The following is a 13,949-nucleotide window of genomic DNA, read 5'->3' as shown; positions in this document are numbered from 1 at the left end:
GGACCAGACCGGACCTGTGAGGACCAGGACTGATGGTCCTGGACCGAGAGGGGGGCCCGTGATTCCCGTCTGCCGCCTTGATGACCTCCCCGCGGGCGAATCCGCCCGTGTCGACACCGTGCCGCCGATCGCCGTGTTCAACGCCGACGGCGAGCTGTACGCCGTCGACGACACCTGCACCCATCAGGACGCGTCGCTCTCCGAGGGCTGGTTGGAGGGCTGCCTGATCGAATGCCCCCTGCACGCCGCCTCGTTCGATCTCCGCACGGGCCTGCCGACCTGCCTGCCCGCGCGCCGCCCCGTCCGCACCCACCGTGTCACCGTCGACGACGGCGTCATCCATGTCCACGTGGCAGCGAAGGAGGACACGGCGGCATGACGATCCCCCACGCCAGGGGCGCCACGGCGGGCCCCCAGGGGCCCCACCTTTTCACGGGCCCCGGCCGGCGCGCCGCCGAGCCGGGCGCGGCCTTCGCGGGGCACGCCGCGAAGACACCCGGCCGCACGGTGCCGGTCCACGCGAACGCGCGCTCCGCGCACGCCGTCCGGAAGGAGCCGTCCGGATGAGGACCGTCATCGTCGTCGGCGCCTCGCTCTCCGGTCTCTACGCGGCCCGTGAGCTGCGCGCCCAGGGGTTCGACGGGCGGTTGGTGGTCGTCGGGGACGAGCCGCACCTTCCGTACGACCGCCCGCCCCTGTCCAAGGACTTCCTCACCGGCCGGTCCGGCGAGGAACGGCTGGCCCTCAGTGACACCGAGGAAATGGCCGAACTCGACGCCCGGTGGCTGCTCGGCACCCGCGCCCGCGGCCTCGACACCCGGGGCCGCACCGTCCTCCTGGAGGACGGCCGCACCGTGTCCGGCGACGGCGTCGTCATCGCCACGGGAGCCTCGGCGCGCCGGCTGCCGGGCCCCGGACTCGCCGGAGTCCACACCCTGCGCACCCTCGACGACGCCCGCGCCCTGCGCGCCGAACTGACCGAGGGCGCCCGCCGGGTCGTTGTGATCGGCGGGGGCTTCATCGGCGCCGAGACCGCGTCCTCGTGCGCCGGACTCGGTCACGACGTCACCGTCGTGGAGGCGGCCCCTCTGCCGTTGGTGCCCCAACTGGGCCCCGAGGCGGCGGCCTGGTGCGCCGCGCTGCATCGTCGCGGTGGCGTCGACCTGGTCACGGGCACGGGCGTCGCCGCACTGCGCGGGCGGGGCGCGGTCACCGGGGTGGAACTCTCCGACGGCCGGCTCCTCCCCGCCGATGTCGTGATCGTGGGCATCGGCGCCGTCCCCAACACCGGCTGGCTGGCGGGCTCGCCGCTCGCCCTCCACGACGGCGTGCTGTGCGACGACGGCTGCGCGACGGCCCTGCCCCAGGTGGTCGCCGTCGGAGACGTGGCGCGCGTGGGCGGAACCCGCGCCGAACACTGGACCAGCGCCACCGAGCAGCCCCGGATCGCCGTGCGCAACCTGCTGGCCGGGTACACCGCGGAGACCCTGCGCCCGCTGCCCTACTTCTGGTCCGACCAGTACGGTGCGCGGATCCAGTTCGCCGGACGGCGGCTCGACACCGACACCGTCCGCATCGCGGAGGGCACGGTCACCGACGGAGCACCGGGCGAGGACGGCCTGCTCGCGCTGTACGAGCGCGAGGGCCGGACGACCGCGGTGCTGTCCGTGGACCGCCCCCGTCCGTTCATGCGGGCCCGGCGGGCGCTGGGCCGCGGAGCGGGCGCGCTGGAGGCGGTCTCCCGGGACGCGTGAGGCGTCAGGAGTGCGACAACTGCCCCGCGTGACCGCCCCGTCGGCGTATCCGCTCCTTGGTCCGCTCAGCAGTCCGTTCCTGACGCCGTGCCTTGCGCCGCTCGCGCCGCAGGGCACGGGCCGTGCTGCTCGGCTCCGACACCACGCCGTTGCGCTGGTTCCACACCTGGCGCGTCACCCAGACGTCCAGTGCGCCCCAGGTGGCCACCACCGTGCTCGCCACGCTGCTCAGCACCATGGGGAACGCGAGCCAGGAACCGGCCAGCGTGCACAGGAAGGCGACCATCGCCTGGATCAGCGTGACCGCGATGATGATGACGGCGCGCACCGCCGACGTACGCACGGGATCGGGCAGCCGGCGCCGCGTGGCGGGCTCCTCGACCCACAAGGGCCGGTAGTACACCTGCTCCTCGGCCTCCCGGAGGACTTCCTCCCCGGCCTCGGACACCCGGCCGTACCCATTCCTCGCGACGGACTTGCCCCCGGCTCCCGTCACAGCCCCCGTCCCGTTCCCTCTCCCGACGTCCGTACCGAACTCGGCACCAGACACACCTCTCGTGCTGCTCTCCACGTCAGGCACAGCGCCCGTGCCGGTCTCCACGTCAGGCACAGCGCTCGTCCCGAACTCCGCCGCGGGCATCGCGTTCGTGAACTCCGCCGCGGGCATCGCGTTCGTGCCGGACCGCGCGGCAGGCGCAACGGCCGTGCCCGCTTCCACCGCGGGCAAAGCCCTCGGGCCCGCCGTCGGTGCGGGCATGGCACCCGCCTCCGCCGCCGGCGCGGTTCCGGCTTCCGCCGCGACCGCGATCGCCGCATTCCACCTGGCCTCCGCCACACGGTCGGCTTCCGCCGCCGCGAGGTTCATCGCCGCGAGATCGGCCGCTATGTCAGCAGGCATGTCCCGACGCGGGATCGGTGACCCCCGCTCCGCCTCCGCGATCGTCGGGGCACCCGTACCGCGTGCCCCGTACCGCTCCGCCGTGCCCATCAACCCGTCACTCCCCACCGCCCGACAGCCGCTCGCTCCGGTGTCACGAGACTCCGGCTCCCCATCGGCTGCCCGGCTTGCGCTGTTATACGCCCCCTGGGCGCGGCACCCGGCACCTGCAGCCGATTCCGCCTCCAACTTCCATACAGACAGACGATCGACGTAAGCCGAAGATTCCCGGCGATCGAAAAATTTCGGCCAACCGGTTCCTCGCACCGAACTCGACCCCACTCACTTTCCCGTGTCGGATTCAGGGAGGCAATCTCCCGTAATGAACGGACAACTGCGGATGTCTCGTTCCGCTTACGCGCCGAGTCGGCCCGGACAGGCTCGGACAGGCCTTCGAGATACCTGTGTGTCGGTAGTAGGCTCACGCCGTTTGTTGCCGTACATGTGTGCCCCCGGTCCCGGGGGCCGAGCTGGGGGAGGCCATGCGCTTTCGCGGGAAGTCCATCCGCCGGAAGATCGTGGCGCTGCTTCTCGTGCCGCTGGTCTCCCTGACCGGAATCTGGGGCTTCGCCACGGTACTCACCGGCCGCGAGGTCAACCAGCTGTTCGACACGACCTTCATCGTGCAGGAGATCGGCTATCCCACCGAGGACGTCATCAGCGTCCTGCAGGCCGAGCGCCGTCAGACCCTCGTCTACCTCGCGGACCCCCGGGCGTCCGACGCCCTCACCGACCTGCGCCGTACCAGGAGCGCCACCGACGAGGTCGTCGCGAAGATCCGCAGGAACGCCAGGGACTCCGACGTACGGGACGAGATGGGTTCCGACACCACCGAGCGCCTCACCGCGATCCTGGACGCCTTCGACGGCGTCGAGTCGCTGCGCCAGAGCGTCGAGGACAACACGGTCACCCGCGCCCAAGCCCTGGACCTCTACAACCGCCTGGTGGACCCTTGTTACATCCTCCTGGCCAACGTCCGAATCCTCGACAACGTGGACGTGGACAAGCAGGGCCGCGCCCTCGTCAACATGTCACGCGCCCGTGAACTGCTCGCCCGCGAGGACGCCCTGCTCGGATCCGCCCTCGTCGTCGGCAAGGTCACCCACGACGAGGCACGCGACGTCTCCGACCTCGTCGCCCAGCGCACGATCATGTACGAGATCAACCTCCCGCAGCTGCCCGCCGCGGAGCGTGTCCGCTACGAGCGCTACTGGAAGAACGCCGCCACCGCACCCCTGCGCGTGGCCGAGCAGTCCGTCCTCGCCTCCGCGCCGGGCACCCCGCGCGGCGTCACCGCGAAGAGCTGGGACGGCCTCGCCGACGAGGTCCTCGACGGCCTCGACAAGTACAACACCCAGGCGGGCGACCGCTTCCAGGACCGGGTGCGCCCCGTCGCGGTCGGCGTCATCGTCAAGGCGTCCATCGCCGGCGTGCTCGGCCTGGCCGCGGTGCTCATCTCGCTCTTCATGTCCGTACGCATCGGCCGAAGCCTCATCCGCGACCTGCACCGGCTCCGCCAGGAGGCCCACGAGACCGCCGGCGTCCGGCTGCCCAGCGTGATGCGCCGCCTCTCCGCGGGCGAACAGGTCGACGTCGAGACCGAGGTCCCGCGCCTCGAATACGAGAAGAACGAGATCGGCGAGGTCAGCCAGGCCCTCAACAGCCTCCAGCGGTCCGCCGTCGAGGCCGCGGTGAAGCAGTCCGAACTGCGCAGCGGCGTCTCCGAGGTCTTCGTGAACCTCGCCCGCCGCAGCCAGGTCCTCCTGCACAAGCAGCTCACGCTCCTCGACACGATGGAACGGCGCACGGAGGACACGGACGAACTCGCCGACCTCTTCCGCCTCGACCACCTGACGACCCGTATGCGCCGGCACGCGGAAGGCCTGGTGATCCTCTCCGGAGCGGCCCCCTCCCGCCAGTGGCGCAAGCCCGTCCAACTGATGGACGTCGTACGCGCCGCCGTCGCCGAGGTCGAGGACTACGAGCGCATCGAGGTCCGGCGGCTGCCGCGGATGGCGGTCACCGGATCCGCCGTCGCGGACCTCACCCACCTGGTGGCCGAACTCCTGGAGAACGCCACGGTGTTCTCGCCGCCGCACACGGCCGTACAGGTGCTCGGCGAGCGCGTCGCCAACGGCTTCACCCTGGAGATCCACGACCGCGGCCTCGGAATGGCCGCCGAGGCGCTCCTCGACGCCAATCTCCGACTGGCCGAGACCCCCGAGTTCGAGCTCTCCGACACCGACCGGCTCGGGCTCTTCGTGGTCAGCCGGCTCGCCCAGCGGCAGAACGTACGCGTCTCCCTGCAGCCGTCCCCGTACGGCGGGACCACCGCGGTGGTCTTCGTGCCCGACGCGCTGCTCACGGACGACGTGCCCGACACCAACGGCGTCGGGTTCCGGCTCGACCGGGCCGGCCCCTCCAGGAGCACGAAGAACGAGGCCGACGAAGGCCGCAGAGCCGCCCTGTCGCAGGTGCCGGTCACGCTGCCCGGCCTGTCGGCGTCGATCCTCGACGGACCGGTCGAACTGGAGGCGCCCGTCGGCCTGGACCCCCTCGGAGACTTCCCCGGCGCCCTCGACGACGAGGACGGCGAACACGGCGGCATCTTCCGCCCGCGCCGCTCCGTCGCCGGCACGGCGGGGGAGGAGGCGCGCGAGGCACCGCGTGAGCCGTCGCCCTCCTCCGAGGACGACGAGCGGTCCGGTGTCTCGCTGTCCCGCCGCCGCACGCCCAAGCTGGTCAGCTCGCACGGCCGCCCCGTGACCCACGGCAGAGCGCGGCGCGACGAGCTGACGGACCGCCCGGACGACGGTGAGGTCGCGGACCTGCCCCAGTCGGCCCAGGCCCAGTCCCAGCCCCAGGAGTCGTCCGAGCGTTCGGGAGTGCTCGAAGAGCTGCCGAAGCGGTCGAGGGGCGCCAGGCGCGGGCCGGGACGCCGTGAGGCCGGGGACCCGCTCGCCGTCCGCGGGGGCGAGGCCGACGACCGGCCCACGGGCTCCGGTGTCGCCCCGGCCGACCGCGAGCGCCGCCCGGCCCTCGACCGCGGCACGGACCGCGGCGGTGAGCCGGGCGGAGCCGGTGAGGCCCCGGCCCTGCCGCAGCGGGGATCGCGCCGCGGGCTCGAACCGAACGGCACGCACCCCGGCAGTCCGGCACCCGGCCTCGCGGGCGCCCGCACCGCCGGACCGGCCGGAGGCCCCGCTTCCGGCCTGCCCCGCCGGGTACGGCAGGCCAACCTGGCCCCCCAGTTGAAGGCAGGCCCCGATCCGCGCACCGCGCGCGACCCGGCCCGTACGACCCACCCCTCGGAGCGTGACGCGGACGAGGTACGCAACCGGATGGCCTCGCTCCAGCGGGGCTGGCGGCGCGGACGCGAGGAGAACGCCGCGGGCGACGAGGCCCAGGACGGCACAGCACCAGGAACGATCAAGGGAGACGGCCGATGACCGTACCGAAGGCCGCCGGCCACACCACGACCACCACGTCGACGGGGGAGCTCAACTGGCTCCTCGACGACCTGGTGGCGCGTGTCGCCAGCATCCGCAAAGCGCTCGTGCTCTCCGGAGACGGCCTCCCCACAGGGGTCTCGACCGATCTGACGAGGGAGGACAGCGAACATCTCGCGGCCGTCGCCTCCGGATTCCACAGCCTCGCCAAGGGGGTCGGCCGGCACTTCGACGCGGGCAGCGTCCGGCAGACGGTGGTCGAACTGGACGAGGCGTTCCTGTTCGTCACGGCCGCCGGTGACGGCAGCTGCCTCGCCGTCCTGTCCGACGCCGACTCCGACGTCGGGCAGGTCGCGTACGAGATGACGCTGCTGGTGAAGCGGGTCGGCGTACATCTCGCCGCCGCTCCCCGCACCGAACCGTCCGCGGGCGGGTAGTGAGTCGGCATGAGCGCAGACGGGCAGGAGCTGTCCCACTGGTTCGACGACGAGGCCGGACCGGTGGTCCGTCCGTATGCCATGACACGGGGTCGCACCACCAGCCCCGGCCAGCACCGCCTCGACCTGATCGCGGTGGTGGTGGCGGAGGAGTACGCCTCCGACCCCGAGGCGGACAACTCCCTGTCCCCGGAACACGTGGACATCGTCGAACTCTGCCGTGACGCCCCCCAGTCGGTCGCCGAACTGGCCGCCGAACTCGACCTGCCCATCGGGGTCGTACGGGTTCTCATCGGCGACCTCGTCCAGGACGAACTGGTCCATGTGACCCGTCCGGTCCCCCCGGCGGAGCTGCCGGACGAAAGCATTCTGCGAGACGTGATCAGCGGCCTCAGGGCCCTGTGACCCCTGTGCCGGCACAGAGGCCACGAGACACCACCCGAACGAGAAGCGAGAGAAGAGACCGATGATCTTCGGGCGCACTGAACGCGGCAAGGCCCCGGTCGAGCCCGTCACTCTCAAGATCCTCGTGGCGGGCGGCTTCGGCGTCGGCAAGACCACCCTGGTCGGGGCCGTCAGCGAGATCAAGCCGCTGCGCACCGAGGAGCTGCTGACCGAGGCGGGCCGTCCCGTCGACGACACCAGCGGTGTGGAGGGCAAGCACACCACCACGGTGGCCATGGACTTCGGCCGCATCACGCTGCGCGAGGACCTCGTGCTGTATATCTTCGGCACCCCCGGCCAGGACCGCTTCTGGTTCCTGTGGGACGAGCTGGCGACCGGTGCCCTGGGCGCGATCGTGCTCGCCGACACCCGCCGCCTGGAGGACTGCTTCGCCGCGGTCGACTACTTCGAGCGGCGCTCCATCCCCTTCGTGGTGGGCGTCAACTGCTTCGAGGGCGCCTCCCGGTACCCCGTCGAGGACGTCCGGCAGGCCCTCGACCTGGACTCCGCGGTCCCTGTCGTCCTGTGCGACGCACGCGGCCGGGAGTCGGTCAAGGAGGTCCTCATCGAGGTCGTCCAGCACGCGATGGCGTACGCGGCGGAACGCCGGCACACGGTCACCGGCTGACACGCTTTTCGTGCCCCACGCACGCGTGGGGCACGAAAAGCGAAACGGTACGCGACGGGTCTCCGCGGACTCAGTTCGCGTCGTCGTGCCAGCCGAAGCTCTTCTCCACCGCCTTGCGCCAGTTGCCGTACTCGCGGTCACGGACCGACGCCTCCATGGACGGCGTCCACTCGACGTCCTTCTGCCAGTGCGACTTCAGCTCGTCGAGGTCGTTCCACACCCCGGTCGCCAGCCCGGCCGCGTACGCCGCTCCCAGGCACGTCGTCTCGGAGACCTTCGGGCGGATCACCGGTACGTCGAGCACGTCCGCCTGGTGCTGCATGAGCAGGTTGTTCTTGGTCATGCCGCCGTCGACCTTCAGGGTGGTGATCTGCACCCCGGAGTCCTGGAACATCGCGTCCACGACTTCACGCGTCTGCCAGCTCGTCGCCTCCAGGACCGCCCGCGCCAGATGCCCCTTCGTGACGTACCGGGTCAGCCCCGTGACGACGCCGCGCGCGTCGGAGCGCCAGTACGGCGCGAACAGACCCGAGAACGCGGGCACGATGTACGCGCCTCCGTTGTCGTCGACACTCGTCGCCAGGGTCTCGATCTCGTCGGCGTTGCGGATGATGCCGAGCTGGTCGCGGAACCACTGCACCAGCGCGCCCGTGATGGCGATGGCCCCCTCCAGGCAGTAGACCGGCGCCTCCGTGCCGATCTTGTACCCCATGGTGGTCAGCAGCCCGTTCTTCGAGGGAACGGGCCGGTTCCCGGTGTTGAGCAGCAGGAAGCTGCCCGTTCCGTAGGTGTTCTTGGCCGTGCCCACGTCGTAGCAGGCCTGCCCGAACACCGCCGCCTGCTGGTCGCCCAGCGCGGAGGCGACCGGAACCCCGGCCAGCTGCCCCACGGCGGTGCCGTACACCTCGGAGGAGGACCTGATCTCGGGCAGGACCGCTTCGGGGACGTTCATCGCGGAGAGGATGGACCGGTCCCACTGGAGCGTTTCGAGGTTCATCAGCATGGTGCGGCCGGCGTTGGTGACGTCGGTGACGTGCCGGCCGCCGTCGGTGCCACCGGTGAGGTTCCAGATGAGCCAGGAGTCGATCGTGCCGAAGGCGATCTCGCCGCGTTCGGCACGGGCCCGCAGACCCGGCACGTTGTCCAGCAGCCAGGCCACCTTGGGCCCGGAGAAGTAGCTGGCCAGCGGCAGGCCCGTCTGCTCGCGGAAACGGTCCTGCCCGTCCGCGCCGCCGAGTTCGGCGCAGAGCGCGGAGGTACGGGTGTCCTGCCAGACGATCGCGTTGTGTACGGGCTTGCCGGTGGACCGGTCCCACAGAACCGTCGTCTCCCGCTGGTTGGTGATGCCCAGCGCGCTGAGCTGGTCGGCGCGCAGCCCGGCCTTGGCGATCGCGCCCGCGACCACGGCCTGCACCTTCGACCAGATCTCGGTGGCGTCGTGCTCCACCCAGCCGGGTTTGGGGAAGATCTGGCGGTGCTCACGCTGGTCGACGGCGACGATCGCGCCGTCCTGGTTGAAGACGATGCAACGGCTCGACGTGGTGCCCTGGTCGATCGCGGCGACGAACTTGTCCGTCATGACGTCCCCTTCGTCGGATTCTGCGTAGGGCGGCAGTGGAACCCGGCGTCACCTTCCCGCTGCCCGTCGTCCGTCCGGGCAGCGGGAAGGGCGACGACAGGGTTCAGAAGGCCGCGTTGAAGACGACCCCGGCCAGCGCTCCGCCGATCAGCGGCCCCACCACCGGGATCCACGAGTAACTCCAGTCCGAGGTGCCCTTGTTGGGGATCGGCAGGATGGCGTGGGCGATCCGCGGGCCCAGGTCGCGGGCCGGGTTGATGGCGTACCCCGTCGGCCCGCCGAGCGACAGACCGATGCCGACCACCAGGAACGCGACGATCAGGATCGCGGTGCCGGACTGGCCGAGCCCCTCGGTGAGCCCGAACGCCAGGATCGGCAGGACCAGACCGACGGTCGCGATGATCTCGGTGATGAGGTTCGCCACGGGATGGCGTATCTCGGGCGCGGTGGAGAAGATCCCGAGCGTCGGCTGCGCGATCTCGTCGTCGGCGTTGGCCTGGAACTGCGCGTAGTACACCAGCCAGCACAGCACCGCGCCGAGGAACGCGCCGACCATCTGCCCGGCGATGTAGATGTGGACCTGGTCCCAGTCGCCGGTGTCGATCGCGATGCCGAGCGTCACCGCCGGGTTGAGATGCCCGCCGGACAGCGGTGCGGCGGTGTACGCGCCTGCCAGCACGCCGAAGCCCCAGCCGAAGGCGATGACTATCCAGCCGGCGTCCTTCGCCTTGGAGTAGTTGAGAACGACAGCGGCGACCACTCCGGCGCCGAAGAGGATGAGGATCGCTGTGCCGATGACCTCACCGACGAAAACATCTCCGTTGCTCATGGCGGCTCCTAGGCCCAAACCGGGGGCCGATCCGCCCCGGTCCACCGTGCAGGGTGCGTTCCCATGGCTGCGTCAGCCGAGGGCGGGGAGGTCCCGCACCCCGCCCGGCCTCCGCGACGAGCGTGCCGTAGCAGTCGAATCGCCGGTGGGGAACGGCCCGTTGGCGCGAACGAGGGCCCGCGCGGAGCTGTGCCTGAATACGCCGAATTGCGACGACGCCGACTGACACCGGAAGTGTTCACCGGCACTGTGGGAGCGTCAAGGTCGCGGGCGAGAACGGTTCGCACCCACCGCTCCCGCCCGACCGCGGGACTCCGCACGTCCGTGCGCCGCCGTAAGTCCGTTGATACGCACCCCCGTTGGCGCGTACGGCCGTTGACGGTGCGAGGCGTGAGAAGCACACCCGAACCACCGACCCCGGCGGACACCGGCGGGGAGCGGTCCGCCGCCTCATCTGACGGCGATCACCGCCGACCCGTGCCCGAACAGCCCTTGGTTCGCGGTGACGCCGACCCGCGCGCCCGCCACCTGCCGGGCGCCCGCCGTGCCCCGCAACTGCCGGGTGAGCTCGCAGACCTGGGCGATGGCCTGGGCAGGAACGGCCTCTCCGAAAGAGGAGAGCCCGCCGCTCATGTTCACGGGTATGCGTCCGCCCGGTGCCGTGGCGCCCTCCGCGAGGAGCTTGGCCGCGCCGCCCTCACCGCACAGTCCCAGGTCCTCGTACCACTGCAGCTCCAGAGCCGTGGACAGGTCGTAGACCTCGGCGAGCGAGAGGTCCCGCGGACCGACCCCCGCCTCCTCGTAGGCGGCCCGCGCGATCGACGCGCGGAACGTCTCGGCGGCGGGCTCCACCGCGAGCGCCGAGTCCGTCGCGATGTCGGGCAGGTCCAGCACGGTGGTGGGATAGCGGGGCGTCACCGTGGACACCGCGCGGATCCGCACCGGATCCGCGGCCCCGTGCCGACGCGCGAACTCCATGCTGGACAGCACCAGCGCCGCCCCGCCGTCCGAGGTGGCACAGATGTCGAGCAGCCGCAGCGGATCGGCGACCACGGCCGACGCAGCGACCTCCTCGGCGGTGACCCGCTTGCGGTAGCGGGCGTTCGGATTGAGCGCCCCCATGGCCGCGTTCTTCACCTTGACCTGTGCGAAGTCCTCCAGGGTGTCCCCGTGGACGGCCATCCGCCGACGCGCGTACAGCCCGAAGTACGTCGGATTCGTCGCTCCGAGGACCCGGAACCGCAGCCAGTCCGGATCGTCGTGCCTGTCCCCGCCGGCGGGCCGGAAGAACCCCTTCGGCGCCGCGTCCGCGCCCACCACGAGCACCACGTCCGCGAGCCCCGACAGGATCTGTGCCCGCGCGGTGTCGACCGCCTGCGCCCCCGACGCGCACGCCGCGTACACACTCGCCACCCGGGCCCCCTGCCAGCCCAGCGCCTTGGCGAACGTCGCCCCCGCCACGTATCCCGGATAGCCGCCACGCACCGTGTCCGCGCCGACGATCGAGCCGACCTGACGCCAGTCCAGGCCGGCGTCGGACAGCGCCTCGCGCGCCGCCGCCGTCCCGTACTCGACGAACGACCGCCCCCATTTGCCCCACGGGTGCATGCCCGCGCCGAGCACCGCCACCTCACCCGTCATGCCGTCACCCCCGTCGGCCGCCAGTGCCAGGTCGTCCAGGTCGTCTCCGCGTCCTCGTTCAGCACGCCCGGGACGACCTCCACCTCCATGCCCACCGCCAGATCGGCGACGGTGACGCCGGGAACCGTCTGCCCGAGCACCACGAGACGCTCGGCCGCCAGCTCCACAGCGATCAACGCGTAGGGCTGCCATTTGAGTTCCCGGTCGGACACGTAGGGTGACGGCGGTCGGTACCGGCTGTCCGTGTACGACCAGACGCGGCCCCGTCTCGACAGCGATACCTCGATCAGTTCGCCGCCGGAGCAACCCGGATTGCGGCAGGCGGCGTCTTCACGGGGGAAGAACACGGACGCGCAGACCGAGCAGCGCGTGCCGAGGAGCCGGAAGTCGTCTCCCTCGCCGGCGAACCAGCCGGTGACGACGGGTGTACGGGTGCGCGACAAGGTTCCTCCACCACACTGGATCGGCTGGCAGGCTGGCAGGCCGGCAGGCCGGACAACGGGACAGGCCAGATCTGACGGAACGTCAGAAGTCTGCCACGGGTCACGCCGATTGGGCAGTGTGCACGGGGTGGCCGCCCGGCACGGGAAACCGCGGATGTCCGCGGAGAACCGCCGGGGGCCTCCTGGGCGTCCGGTTATCGGTGGGGACGACCGGAGCCCACGGGGGTGGTCCCGGTCGTCCCGCACCCGGAGCCACCCGCTCCGGCCCCCCGGATTCCACGCCTCCGGAGCCCGCCCCGGCCGGCCGATCCGACGCGGACCGTATGCGATCACTTCCCTCGGGGAACCCGCGCCTGATAGACGCATGGGTCATGACCCGACTCACCACAGCGGTACGCGGTCTCGTCACCGCGCTCGTCACCGCGCTCGCCGCCCTGCTCGCCGCCAGCGCCGCCTCCGCCACCGCGACGGCGACACCCGGACCGAAGGCCCCCGAGGACTTCGTGTCCCTCCGTTCGGTGGACCGCACGATCATCCAGGAGATCCGCTACTTCACCCCGCACAACTTCGTGGGCGAGCGCGTCGACGGTTACCGCCAGCCGCTGTGCATCCTCACCAGACCCGCCGCCGAAGCCCTCCACGAGGCCCAGCGGCAACTCCTGCCCCAGGGCTACTCCCTCAAGGTGTACGACTGCTACCGGCCCCAGCGAGCCGTCGACCACTTCGTCCGCTGGGCCAAGGACCTCGACGACCAGGCCATGAAGGACGAGTTCTACCCGAACGTCGACAAGACCCGGCTTTTCGAGGACGGTTACATCGCCGAGAAGTCCGGCCACAGCCGCGGCTCGACCATGGACCTCACGATCGTGCGGCTTCCCGCGAAACCGACCCGGCCGTACGTCCCCGGAGAACCCCTCGTGCCCTGCTTCGCACCCCGGGGCGAGCGCTTCCCGGACAACTCGGTGGACATGGGTACGGGCTACGACTGCTTCGACACCCTGTCGCACACACTCGACCCGCGCGTCCAGGGACAGCAGCGCGCCAACAGGCTCCTTCTCAAGGACACGCTCGAAAACCTCGGCTTCGTGAATCTCGCGGAGGAATGGTGGCACTACACCTTCAAACCCGAGGCCTACCCCGACACCTACTTCGACTTCCCGGTCTCGGCCCACTCCCTCGTCACGCCCCACTGAGCAGGCACTGCGGCGGCCAGCCGAAACAACTTTCTGATCATCGGATACAGTCCCGGGCGTGTCTCCATCCCAAATCCCGTCCGCCAACTCCGCGCCGGGCACCCACTGTTCGAGCTGCGGCGCACCCTACGGAGAAGGCGTCTCCGGCTGGCCCCGTACCTGCGCCTCCTGCGGGGGTGTGGCCTACCGCAACCCGTTGCCGGTCGCGGTGGCCCTGCAGCCCGTGTACGACACCAAGGGCGCGGCCCTGGTCGTCATCACCAGAACCATCGCCCCCGCACGCGGGGGCGTCGCTCTGCCCGGAGGCTTCATCGACCACCGGGAGGACTGGCGGCAGGCCGTCGTCCGTGAGCTCAAGGAGGAGACGGGCATCGTCGCGGCGAGCCGCGACGTACGCCTCGTCGACGCGCTGAGCTCACCCGACGGGCACCTGCTGCTCTTCGGCGCCCTCCCGGAGCGTCCCGTCGACGACCTGCCGCCGTCCGCCGCGACGGACGAGACAGAGGGCTGGCACCTCCTGCGCAGGTCGGCCGAACTCGCCTTCCCGCTGCACACCATGGCGGCCAGGGCATGGTTCGAGGGCCGGTACGTCTGAGAGACCCCCGAGGGCTCCCG

The 13,949-nt window shown here is 71.3% G+C and carries 14 protein-coding genes; 9 read left to right on the top strand and 5 right to left on the bottom strand.

Going from position 1 to position 13,949, the window contains the following annotated elements; all coding sequences use genetic code 11:
- Positions 1-58: 58 nt before the first annotated feature.
- Genes K3769_RS05175 through K3769_RS05165 form a run of 3 tightly spaced genes read left to right on the top strand, consistent with a single transcriptional unit; the run spans position 59 to position 1,754 of the window.
- Positions 59-379: a bifunctional 3-phenylpropionate/cinnamic acid dioxygenase ferredoxin subunit gene (locus K3769_RS05175; RefSeq protein WP_267025275.1), complete on the top strand. Its 321-nt coding sequence runs from the start codon at positions 59-61 to the stop codon at positions 377-379.
- Positions 376-567, top strand: a complete 192-nt coding sequence (locus K3769_RS05170; RefSeq protein WP_267025274.1) for a hypothetical protein — start codon at positions 376-378, stop codon at positions 565-567. The genes K3769_RS05175 and K3769_RS05170 overlap by 4 nt, the downstream gene beginning before the upstream one ends.
- On the top strand, positions 564-1,754 hold the full coding sequence (locus tag K3769_RS05165) for an NAD(P)/FAD-dependent oxidoreductase (RefSeq protein ID WP_267025273.1): 1,191 nt from the start codon (positions 564-566) through the stop codon (positions 1,752-1,754). The genes K3769_RS05170 and K3769_RS05165 overlap by 4 nt, the downstream gene beginning before the upstream one ends.
- 4 nt (positions 1,755-1,758) lie before the next feature.
- On the opposite strand, the gene K3769_RS05160 is transcribed toward K3769_RS05165, so the two are convergent.
- Positions 1,759-2,250, bottom strand: a complete 492-nt coding sequence (locus K3769_RS05160) for a hypothetical protein (protein WP_372515138.1) — start codon at positions 2,248-2,250, stop codon at positions 1,759-1,761.
- A gap of 923 nt (positions 2,251-3,173) precedes the next feature.
- Here K3769_RS05160 and K3769_RS05155 point away from each other — a divergent pair.
- The 4 genes from K3769_RS05155 to K3769_RS05140 all read left to right on the top strand — a co-directional run bounded on the left by K3769_RS05155 (position 3,174) and on the right by K3769_RS05140 (position 7,649).
- Entirely contained in the window at positions 3,174-6,140 is a 2,967-nt protein-coding gene (locus K3769_RS05155) for a sensor histidine kinase (RefSeq protein WP_267025272.1), read from the top strand.
- Entirely contained in the window at positions 6,137-6,577 is a 441-nt protein-coding gene (locus tag K3769_RS05150) for a roadblock/LC7 domain-containing protein (RefSeq protein ID WP_267025271.1), read from the top strand. Before K3769_RS05155 ends, K3769_RS05150 begins: the two co-directional genes overlap by 4 nt.
- Positions 6,578-6,586: 9 nt before the next feature.
- Positions 6,587-6,982 (top strand): DUF742 domain-containing protein, encoded by a 396-nt coding sequence (locus K3769_RS05145; protein ID WP_267025270.1) that lies wholly within the window; start codon positions 6,587-6,589, stop codon positions 6,980-6,982.
- A gap of 61 nt (positions 6,983-7,043) precedes the next feature.
- Positions 7,044-7,649, top strand: a complete 606-nt coding sequence (locus K3769_RS05140; protein ID WP_267025269.1) for a GTP-binding protein — start codon at positions 7,044-7,046, stop codon at positions 7,647-7,649.
- A gap of 70 nt (positions 7,650-7,719) precedes the next feature.
- On the opposite strand, the gene glpK is transcribed toward K3769_RS05140, so the two are convergent.
- The 4 genes from glpK to K3769_RS05120 form a co-directional block, all read right to left on the bottom strand.
- A complete protein-coding gene (gene glpK, locus K3769_RS05135; protein ID WP_267025268.1) occupies positions 7,720-9,228 on the bottom strand; it encodes a glycerol kinase GlpK in 1,509 nt (502 codons plus the stop codon).
- Between the two features lie 103 nt (positions 9,229-9,331).
- Entirely contained in the window at positions 9,332-10,057 is a 726-nt protein-coding gene (locus K3769_RS05130) for an MIP/aquaporin family protein (protein ID WP_267025267.1), read from the bottom strand.
- Between the two features lie 450 nt (positions 10,058-10,507).
- The gene (locus K3769_RS05125; RefSeq protein WP_267025266.1) at positions 10,508-11,698 is read right to left on the bottom strand and encodes a lipid-transfer protein; all 1,191 of its coding nucleotides are present in this window, start codon (positions 11,696-11,698) and stop codon (positions 10,508-10,510) included.
- Entirely contained in the window at positions 11,695-12,141 is a 447-nt protein-coding gene (locus tag K3769_RS05120; RefSeq protein WP_267025265.1) for a Zn-ribbon domain-containing OB-fold protein, read from the bottom strand. The genes K3769_RS05125 and K3769_RS05120 overlap by 4 nt, the downstream gene beginning before the upstream one ends.
- A 371-nt stretch (positions 12,142-12,512) precedes the next feature.
- Between K3769_RS05120 and K3769_RS05115 the strand changes: the two genes are divergently transcribed.
- Together K3769_RS05115 and K3769_RS05110 are read left to right on the top strand one after the other, a co-directional pair.
- Positions 12,513-13,334, top strand: a complete 822-nt coding sequence (locus K3769_RS05115) for a M15 family metallopeptidase (protein WP_267025264.1) — start codon at positions 12,513-12,515, stop codon at positions 13,332-13,334.
- 58 nt (positions 13,335-13,392) lie between these two features.
- On the top strand, positions 13,393-13,929 hold the full coding sequence (locus K3769_RS05110; protein ID WP_267025263.1) for an NUDIX domain-containing protein: 537 nt from the start codon (positions 13,393-13,395) through the stop codon (positions 13,927-13,929).
- Positions 13,930-13,949 lie beyond the last annotated feature (20 nt).

The organism is Streptomyces ortus (assembly GCF_026341275.1).
In the GTDB taxonomy this organism is placed as follows: domain Bacteria; phylum Actinomycetota; class Actinomycetes; order Streptomycetales; family Streptomycetaceae; genus Streptomyces; species Streptomyces ortus.
Note: the sequence above shows the minus strand (reverse complement) of the source record. Positions and strands in the feature narration are given on the sequence as shown.